The 13397-nt window shown below is 67.1% G+C and carries 16 protein-coding genes; 10 read left to right on the top strand and 6 right to left on the bottom strand.

Annotation, left to right across the window (positions count from 1 at the left end; genetic code table 11):
• Positions 1-229 precede the first annotated feature (229 nt).
• Positions 230-1816 (top strand): hypothetical protein, encoded by a 1587-nt coding sequence (locus tag ABZW18_RS00490; RefSeq protein ID WP_356179953.1) that lies wholly within the window; start codon positions 230-232, stop codon positions 1814-1816.
• 159 nt (positions 1817-1975) lie between these two features.
• Positions 1976-3115, top strand: coding sequence for a hypothetical protein (locus tag ABZW18_RS00495; protein WP_356179956.1), 1140 nt, complete (start codon positions 1976-1978; stop codon positions 3113-3115).
• A 26-nt stretch (positions 3116-3141) separates the two neighbouring features.
• Here the strand turns inward: ABZW18_RS00495 and ABZW18_RS00500 are convergent, their stop codons facing one another.
• The 4 genes from ABZW18_RS00500 to ABZW18_RS00515 form a co-directional block, all read right to left on the bottom strand.
• The gene (locus ABZW18_RS00500) at positions 3142-3537 is read right to left on the bottom strand and encodes an HNH endonuclease signature motif containing protein (protein WP_356179959.1); all 396 of its coding nucleotides are present in this window, start codon (positions 3535-3537) and stop codon (positions 3142-3144) included.
• A gap of 279 nt (positions 3538-3816) precedes the next feature.
• Positions 3817-4251 carry a hypothetical protein gene (locus tag ABZW18_RS00505; RefSeq protein WP_356179962.1) on the bottom strand — a complete coding sequence of 145 codons (435 nt, stop codon included), beginning with the start codon at positions 4249-4251 and terminating at the stop codon, positions 3817-3819.
• 277 nt (positions 4252-4528) lie between these two features.
• Entirely contained in the window at positions 4529-5506 is a 978-nt protein-coding gene (locus ABZW18_RS00510; protein ID WP_356179964.1) for a restriction endonuclease, read from the bottom strand.
• A gap of 80 nt (positions 5507-5586) precedes the next feature.
• Positions 5587-6153 carry a hypothetical protein gene (locus ABZW18_RS00515; RefSeq protein ID WP_356179967.1) on the bottom strand — a complete coding sequence of 189 codons (567 nt, stop codon included), beginning with the start codon at positions 6151-6153 and terminating at the stop codon, positions 5587-5589.
• Positions 6154-6345: 192 nt separating this feature from the next.
• Here ABZW18_RS00515 and ABZW18_RS00520 point away from each other — a divergent pair, with 192 nt between their 5' ends.
• The 3 genes from ABZW18_RS00520 (at position 6346) to ABZW18_RS00530 (ending at position 8395) form a co-directional block, all read left to right on the top strand.
• Positions 6346-7542 carry a hypothetical protein gene (locus tag ABZW18_RS00520; RefSeq protein ID WP_356179970.1) on the top strand — a complete coding sequence of 399 codons (1197 nt, stop codon included), beginning with the start codon at positions 6346-6348 and terminating at the stop codon, positions 7540-7542.
• A 222-nt stretch (positions 7543-7764) separates the two neighbouring features.
• Positions 7765-8013: an antitoxin MazE7 gene (locus ABZW18_RS00525; protein ID WP_356179973.1), complete on the top strand. Its 249-nt coding sequence runs from the start codon at positions 7765-7767 to the stop codon at positions 8011-8013.
• A 4-nt stretch (positions 8014-8017) separates the two neighbouring features.
• Positions 8018-8395, top strand: a complete 378-nt coding sequence (locus ABZW18_RS00530) for a toxin Doc (protein ID WP_356179975.1) — start codon at positions 8018-8020, stop codon at positions 8393-8395.
• A gap of 91 nt (positions 8396-8486) precedes the next feature.
• Here the strand turns inward: ABZW18_RS00530 and ABZW18_RS00535 are convergent, their stop codons facing one another.
• Positions 8487-8846, bottom strand: coding sequence for a hypothetical protein (locus ABZW18_RS00535; protein WP_356179978.1), 360 nt, complete (start codon positions 8844-8846; stop codon positions 8487-8489).
• Positions 8847-8949: 103 nt separating this feature from the next.
• A complete protein-coding gene (locus ABZW18_RS00540) occupies positions 8950-9576 on the bottom strand; it encodes an HAD family phosphatase (RefSeq protein WP_356179981.1) in 627 nt (208 codons plus the stop codon).
• Positions 9577-9752: 176 nt separating this feature from the next.
• Here ABZW18_RS00540 and ABZW18_RS00545 point away from each other — a divergent pair, with 176 nt between their 5' ends.
• The 5 genes from ABZW18_RS00545 to ABZW18_RS00565 all read left to right on the top strand — a co-directional run bounded on the left by ABZW18_RS00545 (position 9753) and on the right by ABZW18_RS00565 (position 13386).
• Positions 9753-10976, top strand: coding sequence for a helix-turn-helix transcriptional regulator (locus ABZW18_RS00545; protein ID WP_356179985.1), 1224 nt, complete (start codon positions 9753-9755; stop codon positions 10974-10976).
• An 82-nt stretch (positions 10977-11058) separates the two neighbouring features.
• Complete coding sequence (locus ABZW18_RS00550; protein ID WP_356179988.1) at positions 11059-11298, top strand: hypothetical protein; 240 nt, start codon at positions 11059-11061, stop codon at positions 11296-11298.
• A gap of 235 nt (positions 11299-11533) precedes the next feature.
• Complete coding sequence (locus ABZW18_RS00555; RefSeq protein WP_356179990.1) at positions 11534-11962, top strand: ATP-binding protein; 429 nt, start codon at positions 11534-11536, stop codon at positions 11960-11962.
• A 341-nt stretch (positions 11963-12303) separates the two neighbouring features.
• Entirely contained in the window at positions 12304-12504 is a 201-nt protein-coding gene (locus tag ABZW18_RS00560; protein ID WP_356179993.1) for a hypothetical protein, read from the top strand.
• Between the two features lie 393 nt (positions 12505-12897).
• Complete coding sequence (locus ABZW18_RS00565) at positions 12898-13386, top strand: class I SAM-dependent methyltransferase (protein WP_356179995.1); 489 nt, start codon at positions 12898-12900, stop codon at positions 13384-13386.
• The last annotated feature ends 11 nt before the right edge of the window (positions 13387-13397 follow it).

The raw sequence follows: 13397 nt of genomic DNA on the forward strand, positions 1-13397 counted from the left end.
GCGGCGCCGACGCACCCCCACCGCCCGCGGTCAGCGACCACCGCCTGAGTACCTGAGTCCGTCGGGCAGAACGCTGGCAACACCTGTTCGCCTTCTCCTCCCGTCGCACGGGACAGCAACCGCCGACAGCCCCAGAGCCCCCAAGGCTCGGGGCATGCTGCCGCCAGCCGCAGCCCGTCCGCAGACGCACCCGGGCAGCGCCGGAGACCAGCGCGAGAAAGGGACCCGTATGAGCCAGCCGCCACCTGACGAGCTCGGCCAGACCGCGTACCGCTGGCTGAACGACATGGGAGACGACGGCTACGCCTTGGTCTGGGTGGCGCAGGAGGAAGACCTCCTCGGCGAGCGACGAGCACCCGTGGTGGGCAGGGCCGGCGCGGAGGAACGGGACTTCGACTTCCGGCGACTACAGCTGGAGGAAATCGCGCGCGGCGGGCCCCGTGCAGCACTGGAGCGCTGGCTCAAGCTTGATGACGGCCGACGTCAGCTGACCATCATCCACGCCAATCCCTTCGAGCTGCACGAGTACACCCCTGGAGACTTGGCCAGCACCCTGTTCTTCAGCGAGAACGGCGATCGGCACGAGTCATGGCTGGTCGACCAGCTCAGTTCCTGGTTCTACCGTCGTTTCACCGACGCTCCCCAAGGGCCCCAACGGGCGTGGGCGGCGGCTGCCGCCGCGTGGGCGACCCACATGCGCGCCTTCGGCACCTCACCGCCCGGCACCGTCATGGCCCGGGTCCTGGAGCGAGCAGGAGAGGCAGACGAACAGGGCGAGCTGGCGCGGTACCTCGCCGAGACCGGACTCCTGGCCGTGACCCTCTTCGACGGCTTGCAGAACCCCATCAGCCGGAACCAGATCGTGCAGGACTGGCTCACTCTCGAGCCGTTCGCTACGGACATACCGGTACTGAAGGAGGCCTCCGACTGGCTGCTGGACCAGATCGTGCTACGCGACGCCACCGCCCAGGAAATGCGCGCCCGCCTCACACCGGACATCAGTGACCATCTCGAAGACCGCAGCCACTTTCGATCCATCCTTCCGCCCCACGCCCCCGCCCTGGATCCCCAGCGCACCGAAATGCTGCGCCATACCAGCGACGTCGTCCGCGCCTACACCGCTGCCCATTACAGCGGCCATACCGACCAGGCGCAGCAACTCCTCGCTGCAGTCACAGGCCCGAGCACACCGGCACCGGCCAACGGGTGGGCGGCAGAGGAATGGGAGACGCGCTCACCGTTCGAGCGGATCGCCTTCCGACAGCTCGATCACCACTACGACGACCTCCCCGATCTCCAGGCCCGTCCCGCGGTGCGCGGCACAGAAAGTCTCCATGCCACCCACGCCGGTCTACGCGCCCGAAGCGCGCACCTGTCGGTCCTCCACGACACGCTCGACCGGCTCTCCATGCCGCCGACCGACCCCGCGCCGCTTCCGGAATCTCTTACCGGGCTCCCGGCCGCCCACAGGCTGCGCGGCGTCCTGGAGGCGTTCGGCACCGTGGAGCGGGCGCGCCAGTTCCTCGCCGGCCGCATCAGCTATCTGCAGCAAGAACCTGTCCCGCACCATCGCAGCGCAGTCACCGCCAGGGAAATCGAACGGCTCCAGACCGCGCAGCAGAACCTGGCCGCACTAGCACCGGCGGACGGCTTGGTCCTCGACGAGAGCCACGTCCAACGCCTGGCCGCCCTCACCCGCTCGGCCCCCGACAGCGCCCCCGCCGAGATACCCGCCAGACAGCAGCCCGAACCGGGTACCGAGCAAAGCCGCCACCGAGCGATCGTCCACCCGGACCAGCCCGGCGTGAGCGTGTGACCGGCCGCACACCGCGGAGCTCTCTCGTTGCCCATTTGGGGGGCGCCTGCGTTGTGCCCCGTGCCGCAACCGACGCGAACTCCTCGGAGGCCGAGCCGGTGATCCCGGCGCTCTGCAGTTGGGGTTCGACCTGGCTCACGTCCTTCGGCAGCGCAGGCCTTGCTCGATCAGATCACCCACCTCATCTGGCAATGGCCCGCCAGCACGCATCTGTCAGGCACAGGCTTCCGGTTGGAAGCCAGTTCTCGTACCGCAGCGCAGCCCCACGCTTCGCTGTCCCCCCAGTGGAGGTTCCCGATGACGTACCACCGGCCTTGGAGCCGTCTTTTCCGCTTCTGCGCTGCTGTCGGCATCGCAGCGCTCTCCACCGCCGCATGCTCCGGCACTGACGCTTCATCGGAAGCAAAAGAAAAGCGTCCTGATACGACGTCGGAGGAACCCGCACGCGGGGTAGTGGGTCCGGCGGCGGCCAATAATCTCCTCGACCGCTACGAGAAGGTCAACAACAAGGCCAACAAGTCGCAGGACGCGAAGCTGCTCTCGACGGTGGAGGGCGGCAACCTGTTCGAACGGAGCAATGCCGACTACGAGCAGTTCAGGAACATGTCTTCGAAGGAGAAGAAGGAGTACGAGACGCCGTTCTTCTACGAGGACCGCCAGTTCTTCATCCCCGCCGGGGGGACATGGTTCGTGGTCACCGCCAGGGCGACCGAGTCCAAAAAACCTTCTCTGCTTGTCTTCGACAAAAGCGGTGGCTCCTGGAAGATGACGGCCGCGCTGCACTCGTGGGAGAAGAAGATCCCGGCGATCGCCACCAACTCGGTCGGCCTGGCCAAGGCGGTGCCCACCGATGCCAAGAGCGGTTCGCTCAAGCCGGACGACATCCCGGCCGCATACGAGGACCTGTGGGAGACCGGCGGGAAGGAAGCAGGCAAGGCACTCTCCCCCTCGGCCCCGGCCACCCAAGCGAAGGCATCCTACCGCGACCGCGACGACAAGTTGGGAGCCCGGGGAGCCCGGACGAACTTCTTCAGGACCCAACCCAAGTACACCCAGTCGTACTCCGTGCAAACCAAGGACGGCGGAGTCCTGGCGATCGTGCCGCTCTCCCACAAGCAGGAAGTCATCGTGACCCGGCCAGGCCTCCAGCTGAACCCTGACCCCGACGAAGCCCTCTACAACAGCACCCCTCGCGCGGTCATCACCTCCGATTTCCATGGCCAGGCCCTGGCGCATCTCCCCACTACAGGGAAGCCGAAGGTCTCCTCCGTCGAGTATCAGATGGTCGACTCTCATTGACCCGAACCACGACAAGCCACCAGCGATCACGATGCTGGTCGCGCGACGACGAGCTGATGAGCCGAAGCCCGATAGATGTCTGCGGCCACTGCCCGTAGAGCTCTTCTGGGCCCACCGACCAGACCCAGGGCATCCAGTCCGTCCACTTCGCGGGCGAACTTCCAGCCCACCAACACTTTGACCGGGTATTCGTCGCTGCCGGTGCCGTCGACTTCCTCGTGATGCGGATTGCACAGCAGGATGAGGTTGTCGAAGCTGTTGCGTTCCTTCACCGACCAGCTCGCATCGAAGCGCTTGCCGCCTTCCTCGAAGGCCCGGATGTGGGCGATCTCCAGGTTGAGCCTGGGGACGCCGTTGACCAGGCGGATGGTGGGAATGTTGCAGCCGGGCCAGAAACAGCCTCCACGAGCCAGGGTCATCAAAGCGCGATGGTGGCGTTGCTGTAGTAGCGGCGTGGCTTGTGGTTCACGTGCCCTCCCTCGACATGACGGACCGTCCTGTGGACCGTAATGACGGGCACTGAACCTCCGGCCCCGCCAGTTCCTCCCGGTCGGCTTCAAGCCACATGAGGGGAGCCGGACTTGGACCGTCTCCGCGCGGCGGACCGAGGGCCCGGCACCCCCAGCGAGCCGGGGTGGACATGTCCGCCCCCGCATAACCGGGGACAGGCTTGCCCGGGCGGCGAAAACGAGGGCTGGTAGCTACGAGCAGGCCCTCTCACGGTGTTCATGGCGCAGGGCATAGGCGGCCTCGGCCTCGACGACGCACTCGAGGAACGGGGTGAAGGCGGCGTCGACCATCTGCACGCGGACGGTTTCGATGACGATGGCGGCCCAGTCCAGGTAGGCCGGTTTCTGCCCCTCGGGAAAAACCTCGCGCAGGGCGGTGTCCCGGCACAGGGCATAGCTCGGTGCCTCCTCGCGGAGGTAGCGCTGGTGGGCGGCCAGCGCACTTCGGGCAATGGTCGGGAATGCCGTGTGGCCGGTCAGAGAGCTGACAGTGCCCAGCAGGGCACGGGCCGCCTCCGCGTCGGACGGGAGGTCGATCCAGTCGTCGGCATCGGCCGCCGGACCCGCGTAGAGGCGAGACAGTCGGCGGTCCAGTTCGACGCGGAAGAGGAACTCGTGAAGGTCCATGGGCCATGGCTACCGCCCGCGGCGTCGGCCGGTCCGGCCGAGAGCGCCGACACGGCCGCCGGTTCACTGGTTCAGGCTCCGATGAAGACCTGGGGAAGCTGCCCGATCGCCTCCAGGACGGACCGGTAGTGTGCACGCGCCTGCTGGATGAGCCGGACGTCGGCGATCAGCTCCTCGTACAGCTCCTGGGCGTCCTTGCCCCTGCGCTCGTACTTCTCCTTCAGCTCTTCGAAGCACCGCTCGGCTCTGGTGGGATGGGCCGACGGTTGAGGCTGCGTCAGAGGGTGTCGAGGATTTCTGGCAGCGGTACGCCCCAGGTCGCCCAGTGTTCCAGAGTGGACCAGTTGATGAGGGCTATGTCCTGCGAGCGAGCAAAACGCCTGGCGGGGTCTGAATAGTGGCCATTGGTGACCGCCAGGACGACGTCGGCGCGATGGACTTGGCGGGCAGTCCCGTTGAGTCTCTGCAGCGCGGGGGATCCAACCGACGCTCCGGTGCGGGTGTGCTTGCACTGAATGACTACTCGGGTCTTGCCGTCGGGGGTGATCGCGATGACGTCGGCTCCGAGATCGCCGGCACCGCCCCGTGCACGCGTGACCTGGTATCCGTCGCGTTCGGCCAGGATGGCGATGGTGCGCTCGAACTCGCTGTGGTGCATCGCGCGTATGCGTTGCATGCTGAGGCTGGCCGGGCTGGAGCGGTAGGCGAGCATGCGTGCTTCGTCCAGGGCCATGGCGTGGGTCCGGTTGCGGTCTGCGGCCATGATCGCGTCGACGCGAATGCTCGCGTCGATGTAGGCGTCCCAGAGCTTGGCCAGGTCTTCCATCAGCGGTGACCCGCCAGACGTGTCACGGCTGTAGCGCTCGCGTATCGCGTCGAAGTCGCCGTAATCCTCGCTCATGGCCCGCCAAACCTTCTGGGCCTCCTGGTAGTTGCGCTCCGCAACCTGGAGTTCCCCATCCAGGTCGTACTCGGTGTACGAGGCGATGTCAGTGAAGTCCTCGTGCAGAGGCGCCTGTGAGAAGTAGCCCTGTTCTTCGCGGTGTCGGGCGTGATCGAGTTCCCGCTGCACCCGGGCGCGGTGCTCCTCGTGGTACTGGCGGACGGCCCGGGCGAGGCGTCCTTCGCGGACCCAGAGGAAGGACGCCAGCAGGTCGTCGTATCCGGCCTGGCCGATCCATGAGCCCATGATCTTTCGGAACACCGGCTCGGGGTGGCGGGGAGGGACGACTTCAGCGTTTCGGTCGATGATCACCGCCGGAGGCTACACAGAGCCACTGACAATGCCGAATCGCGCCGCTGTGTGATACTCCCAGGTCAGGTGTCTCGCGCCGTCTACTGGGTCGCCTCGACCTCGCCGTGGAGCGGGCACCCGAAGGGGAAGCGAGGCGGGTCCTCAAACTGCTCAGCGTTGTTCTGGTAGACAAGCTCCCAGCCCTGCTTGTCGTACTCCGCTACGTGGACAGGCTGTTCGGCGGCCATCCCCGTCATGTCTGTGACGATGTACGGGAATTGGTGCCGCGCGGCGGCGATCCGGGGGTCCGTCTTCCCGGCGCGGAAGGCTACTGCGGGATTCACCCAGATCCTGGCGAGTCCATCTACTTGGCCGTCCAGGGCGATGTAGCCGTGTTCCGCCAGCCACGCGATTCTCGCTCGCAGGGTCTCCTCGTCCATGTTCAGCTCCGACGCTTCATCTGCGTAGTTAAAGCGCACAGGAGCGTCACCCTCCAGCTTCGTCACCAGACGCATCATCAGGGGCAGCATGTGGCCTGCGTCCGCGGACCGGCGGCGCGTCTTCGCGCTGGACTGCTCGGTGGTGCGCAACTGGTGCCGGTACTGAAAGTCGGCCGCGAGGAGGCCCGGCCCATGGCAGAGGACGTGATCACAGGTGCATGTCTGCATGGTCTGACAACGAAAGGCAGGGGCTGCAGGACGCCAATATCACCTGCTCAGCCCTCGTCGTCGCGCCGGATGGCGGCGTGGGAAGTGGTGTAACAGGCGGAAGCTGCACTGGTTGAGTGAACCGGCAGCGCGCTGGCACTCCAGGCGGGGCATGAGTGGTGACTCCGGTCTTCGGTCCGCGTTGGACTGGTCGTGCCGAAGTCTGCATCCAGCTCAAGCAATGTCAGCGCCGCGCCGGCCGGAAAGCCTCAGCAGCTGCCGTTCCTCTTGTCCTCCCAACAAGGTGAAGCGGCCCGCACGCTGTTGAATTATGTGGTCTCGCTGGGCCTTCCTGGCCCCGACGCCCAGCTCGTCGCTGTGGTGGTGGCCATCCGGGCCGCACGCGGCGGCGTCGGCAACCTCACCGGGACGGATCTGTCTGCCTTGCGGCTCGGCGATGCACGTCGGGCGGTTGATGCCCTTCGTGCTCTGGGCTGGCAGATGGACGACGCCCTCTTCGACGGCGATCCGGCAACGCCGCTCCCCATCACCGTCCCCGGCCTGTCTGAGGCGGCCGACCACCCGCTGACCTTCGGGAAGAACGTGCGCTCGCGGGTGTCCGGCTGGACCACACGGGTCTTGTCGGCCAAGCCGGTCAAGAAGCTCCCTCCCGCCGCACGGCTGGCCGGGTTGTTCCTCGCAGCGCACAGCACGTCCAAGCTCCTTGGGCAGATCCCACCCGATCTTCCCGAGGCCTGCCGGGCTGCCTTGCCCGACCTGGTGCGGAAAGGCTTCCTCGCGGAGCTGTCCGAGGACCGCTACCGCCTCGACCCCGCTATGCGCCATTTCTCGGGTATGCGTCGCCCCGCTCCAGACGAGCAGGCGACTGAGCCGCCGCAGGTGAACGTCAAGACCGCATCCCCTTCAACTCCGGAGTTCCAGTTCGACGCTGACGCATGGGTGCAGTGGAAGAGCACGGGCACCGCTGCGCTGAGGCGGCACGTCGAGACCGTCGAGCACTGCGCCGTGTGCGCACTCCCTCCGGAGCAGGTCGCGGCGGCATTCATGCTTCCCGTCCCCCCTCAGTTCTTCTCCAAGAACATCAAGGCCGCCTACGGCGAATGGAAGAACGATCATCCAGACCGTGGGCCGCTGGCGGCCGAGTTCACCGTGGCCTTTCGGACCGAGCACGGGCATGGCCCCTCGTACACCCAGCTGTGCTCGGGCTTGGGGTGGGACCTCAATCGCTCGCTGCGCGGCTTCGTCGTGCGCCGTCTGCTGGCGAATGAGTGGCTGACGGACACCGCCCCGGTGCCGTGGACGCTACGCCCGGGGAAGGCGGCTCAGGCCCAGGGCATCGCGCTGCCCAAGGCGCGAGGCTCGGCCGTCGCCACACATGCCGGCCCGTAGCCCGGTGATCCGGGCGACTGGAACGAGGACTCCACCCTCGCCGACGACGTGTACAACCGGCCGGACGGCTCGATCGACATCAGCAAGAAGGATCCGCTGGACGCCATGCCACTCTTCGGGCACCTCGGTTCGCCAGACCCAGCCCAGGAAGAAAACCCCAGCTCACAGCCCCTCCCCGAGAAGGGGTAGCGGAGGCGGCATACCACTCGGCATACTCGAAACATGGCAGACACCAGCGTCAAGATCGACGACACCACACGAGACCGCCTCAAGGCCCTCGCCGACGGGGCGGGGCTGTCCATGAAGGACTACCTTGCCCGGGTGGCCGAAGAGAAGGAGCACGAGAAGCTGCTCGACACGGCCACCGCCGCGTTCCGCCGCGTCATCGGCGAGCCGGGCATCCTGGACCGGTTCGACGCGGACTTCGGCGGGCTCCCGCCGGTCGCCCACGAGACCCCGCGGGCGGCCTGAACCTGTGGAACTGCTCGTCGACTACCGATGGCTCCTGGCGCGCCAGGAAGACATCCTCCGCACCGACCTCACCGTCAACGACCTCTCCGTGCTCGTCGGCATGGCTGCCCGCCACAAGGTGAACACCCCGCGGCTCGACCAGGCAGACCCGGACGCCTTCTGGCGGGCCGCCGTGTTCCTGGAGGAATGCGTACTGCTGCGCCCGCTCCCGGCCCGCAACGAGGCCTACGGTTACGGCGTCGCCATCGCCTACCTTGAGGCCTCCGGCGAGCGCGTGGAGACGAAGTACGACCTGTGGCGCGACCTGATCAACGACATCCGCTCCCTGCGCCTGGACTCGTACGGCATCGCCGATCGGCTGCGGTCGTGGCGGACACCATGATCATCCGGGCGCGACGGTAGCGCGCATGGTGCGGCACGGTCCGCGCCATGTCGCACCGCGCCTCTGTCACCGGCCGGTACGCCCTCGCCTGCTACCTGCTGTGCCTCGCCTTATCCCCCATCCTCACCGCACAGATCGGGTTGCTGCCCGTCGGGTTCGGGTTCACGGCTCCGGCGGGCACCGCCGTTTCCGCCGCCACGGTGTGGGCGCGCGGGACGGTTCTGGACTTGTACGGGCGGACGGCCATGTTGCTCATGCTCATCCCGGGCAGCGGTCTTGCCGCGCTGCTCGCCCCGCCCGCCCTCGTCGTCGCGACAGTCGCCGCGTTCCTGGCCACCGAACTGGTGACGGCGGCCGCGTGGCGCCTTCTGCGGCCGTACGGAAAGTGGCCGGCGGCCGTGGCGGTGCTGGTGGCGGGCATCGCGATCGACGTGGTGACGTACGTGGGCATTGCCGGGCTACCTGCGAGCGCGGTGACCGCCGGGAAGCTGCTTGCAAGCTCTGGCTCACCCTGGGGATCGCCTCGGCGGCCACTGCGATACGCCGCCTGCGGGTCAGGCCGCAGTCTGGACGAGCATGGCGTCGAGCTGGGCGGCGGTGGCCTCGGGATCGACAGTGTGATGGATGGTGCGGATCCCCAGGGCTTCGGCCGGCGGAAGGTTCTCGGCGTGATCGTCCACGAAGACGCACTCCGGCCCGGTGAGCTCAAGGACTTCCAGCGCTCGCTGGTAGATGGCCGGTGATGGCTTCCGTACCTTCTCGACCTCGGAGAGGATCAACGCGTCGAAGGCGTCGTACATCCCGAGTTCCTTGTACGGGTTGAACGGCTCCAGGCCGAAAGAGTTCGAGAGCATCGCCACCTTCACGCCTGCCTCGCGGGCACGCTGCGCGGCCTCCACGATGGCTGGTTCTGGCCGCAGGTTCGCCAGGGCGCGGCGCATGAGATCGGTCGGGTCGATGCCCAGGATGCCGCCGATTACCTGGTTCCACTCCTCCTGAGTGGCCCGGCCGACTTCAAGGTCCGTGTAGACGCGTACGCCGTCAGGGTGCTCGTTGAGGGCGTGGAAGTAGGCGCCCGGGGTGAGCCCTTCGGACCGCTCGAAAGCCTGACCGTTGAGCCTCATTCGGGTGGTGAGGACACCACCGAAGTCGAGGATCAATCCGCGGTAGGAGGGGGACAAGGAGACTCCTTGCAAGACGTGCGTTGTACGGGAGGGCGGCGGTCCCCTGCCGCGGACGGCAGGGGACCGTTGAGTGCCCTCCCAAAGGGAGAGGCCTCCAGTATTACTCCCCTGCATCCGAGTTGGGCATACGCTCTTAGTGAGTGCCCTACCCACGCGGATGAATAGGTCAATCCATGCTGAACACGCGCGAGTTGTTCACAATCGGGCAGCGGATCAAGTACCACCGAGAGCGCCGCGGAATGGCTCAGAGGACCCTTGGTGAACTGATCGGCCGCACGGAGAACTGGGTCTTCAAGGTCGAGCACGACCAGATCCCGATCGACCGCATCTCTCTCCTCGTCTCGCTCTCCCGGGTGCTGCGATGCACCATCGAGGACCTGACCGGCGGCTTCCTGTCCGGCGTCAGCGCCGGGATCGACACAGAACACGTGCATGTTCCCGAGATCCGCAGCGCTCTCTCCCTCCCGCCGTCGCTGCTGCCGAACAGCGTCGGCGGAGTGAGCGTCGCCGACCTGAAAGAGTCGGTGGATGACGCGTGGAAGGTGTATGAGACCCAGGCCAAGGATCGGTACCAGGACGTCGGCGGCCGGCTGCCAGGACTGCTCCGCCAAGGCCATGCCGCCCTCCGTGATGCCCAGGGAGAGGAAGAGCAGGTAGCCCTGCGCCAGCTCATCAGCCTCTACGGGCTGCACCAAATCTGGCTGCGGCGAGTTGGTGAGCCGACTCTCGCCAGGCTCGCCGCAGACCGCGGACTGGCCCTCGCCGACAGCGCGGGCGACCCTGCCTTCCTGGCGGCCGCGGCCTGGAACCTCTCCTGCGTCCTCACGTCCGCCGGGGACGTCGACGACAGCGTGGAGCTGGCCCGGCAGACCATCGCGAGCTGCAAGCCGGGCGACGACGCATCCGTCGAGCACTGGTCTGCGTACGGCGCTCTTCACCTTCAGGCCGCAGTCGCCGCAGTCAGGGCGACCAAGGGACCCGTGGCGTGGGACCTCTACCGCGGGGCGAAGGCGGCAGCCGACCGCATCGGTCACGATCGGAACGATTGGCACACTTCCTTCGGCGTCACCAACGTGGCGATGCACGAGGTGCACCTCACCGCCGAGGAAGGCAACGCGAGCGAGGCCCTGCGCCTGGCCGACGCGGTCGAGGTCAACCCGGAGCTGCCGCTGGAGCGGCGAACTCGGTACCTGATCGAGGTCATGAACTGCAACAGGATCCAGCGGGATGACTACGCGACCGTGCACGTCCTGGGCAAGCTCCGTGAGCAGTCGCCGGAGGAGATCGTGTTCTCTCCGCTGGTCAGGGAGGCGGTTACGGACCTCCTCAAGCGGGAGAAGCCGCTGTGGCGGGATGACCTCCGCAAGGTCGCCGCGCACGTCGGCATCGCCGCGTAGGCAGTTGCACAACCCTGAAGTGAGATCAGCCCTGATTTTTTTTCAGGGTTGATCTGCTCAAGTGGCCCTACGTTCAAGTGTCATGACGAAAAGTCACGAGCCGTCATCGACGGCGACCTTACCTGGTCTGCGCATTCAGCGCACCGAAGGCCGGGCGGCCCACCACACCCAGGCTGGCCGCATCGCGGTTCCGCTGACGCTCCTCCGCGGCGCTGAGCACGTCGAAGACGTCGTGCTCGTCCTGACCGCCGAAGAGACAGCCGCGTTCCACCTCGAACTCGGCAACGTGCTGTACCCCCCGGCCGAGGGGGAAGCGTCATGACTCCTCCCCGGCACACCGCCGCCCAGCGCATCCGGCGCCTCGCGCTCGCGGACGCAGCCGTAGCCCCGTTTCCGCCCCACCTGATAACGATGCCGGGCCACCCCCGTCGCGGTCCGTACCGGGGCCCGGCCGCGCTTCCCAATCCGCCCGATGGCGATACCAGGGGAGGCGGACCGCAATGATGGCTGGATCCGCTGCAAGCCTCGCCGAGCGACCGACGCTCACCCCGGAGACCGTGCGCGACGACCTGGCCCTGCGCATCGAGCGCGAGGCCAGAGCGGAAGGCGAACCTATGCCGGAGTACGAAGGGCAGTGGGTCGGGCGCCTTCGCCGGATCGGAGCCGCCAAGCTGCGCCACTGGGGACTCCCGTGCCTCGTCGAGAGCGCAGAACTTTTGATCAGCGAACTCGTCACGAACGCGCTGAGGTATGGGACGGGCAGCGAAGTCGCCTTCCGTTTCCTCCTGGCCATGGATGTGCTCGTGATCGAGGTAGGCGACGGTTCCCCCGGCCGGCCGCGCGTCAACGAAGCCGACCCGGATAAAGAGAGCGGCCGCGGCATGCTCATCGTCGCCTCGGTTGCCGCGACCTGGGGCGTTAGCACCGACGGAACCACGACCTGGTGCACCCTCACGATCCCCACAACCACGCGGAGGAGCCGATGACCGCCCCCGTGACAGAGGCTCCAGTGGTTCTGCAGAGGGACGACAACGATGTTTGAGGCGCATCCCTTGACAGGGATTCGGCCCGTCGATCCGCCTGCGGAGCGCGACGAGTTGCCGTGGCGCACGCCACAGGAGGCGGCCAAGAAACTGGACGAGGAGCACGCATCGAGGATGGAGGAGCGCCCGCCCGACTTCTTCCAATGCAGGTGCGCCCCAGAAGTGGCGGCATCTGCACCGCGTGCTCACCCGCGAGGAGCCCGAGACGTGACCGTCATCGGCTTAGGCCTCGTCGTCGCGATCGGCGCGCTCGTCCACTTCGGTCCGAAGTGGAGGCGGCGCCCGTGATCGCCACACGGAAGAAGAAGCGTCTGCCGCGGCTGCGGTTCGCCCTTCGGCACCCGATCAAGACACTGCGCCGCAACCAAGTCAAGTCGATCAACCGGACCGGGTTCGGGCTGCTGCAACTGACGGGCATCGGCGTATTCGTCGTCGGCGTCGTCGGCTGGGTGGCCATCCAGTTCTTCTCAGTTTCTTCCCCCTAAGCCGGTCATCTCCGCGCAGCTGGACCCCCGTCGTTGCGTGGAGATGACCTACCAACTGGGCTCCCTCCGATCCCGCCGAGACCACCGTGCACGACACGTGCCGGGCCGGTCCCGGGATGCCCGCGGCGGAGGGAAGTGGCGCCGCTCGACACCCCCGTCCGCTCCGGCCAGAAGGGAGCGGGGACAGCGAGCGCCCCGGCCGCCCCCCGACAGGAGAGCGGCGGCCGGCCCACAAACCCACTCGCCCCGTACAGCGACGAAAGGCTCCCCACAGTGCACACAACGGAAGCGCCGCCGATATGCGCGGGGAGCCTCGGCCAACGGATCGCGCCGGAGCTCTGGGACACCTGGGCAAATGAAGGCCGCGTATCCCACCTGATCACTGACAGGGAAGTGGACTTCTTCCTCCGTCACATCACTGATCGTCGAGGCCGGACTGCGATCGACGCCGGATGTGGCATCGGGAAGTTCAGCCGCCAACTGCGCGCCTTCGGATACAACGTGACCGGGCTCGACTTCTCCAAAGTCTCGCTGGACGTGGCCCGCCGCATCGGCCACGGACCTGGCCTCGCTTACTTGCACCACGACCTTGACGCCGGTGCTCCGCCCGGCCTGCCCGTCCGCGGGATCGACCTGGTGGTGGCCCGCACGGTCATCCCGTTCCTCTCCGACCCCGTGGAGTGGCTGCAACAGGTTCGTACGCACTGGCTCAAGCCCGCCGGCCACCTGTACCTCGTTGTGCCCATCGGCGACGAACACCGCTTTCAACGGGGGCAAATGACGCGGATCGACATTGCTCGACTCTGCGATGGATGGGAGTCAGTCGTGCACACCGATACGGGTTCCTTGGCCTGCATCATCCTGCGCAACTCCACCCACTAACCCCGCCTCCA

Origin of the sequence: Streptomyces sp. NPDC004647, assembly GCF_040609575.1 — a bacterium.
In the GTDB taxonomy this organism is placed as follows: domain Bacteria; phylum Actinomycetota; class Actinomycetes; order Streptomycetales; family Streptomycetaceae; genus Streptomyces.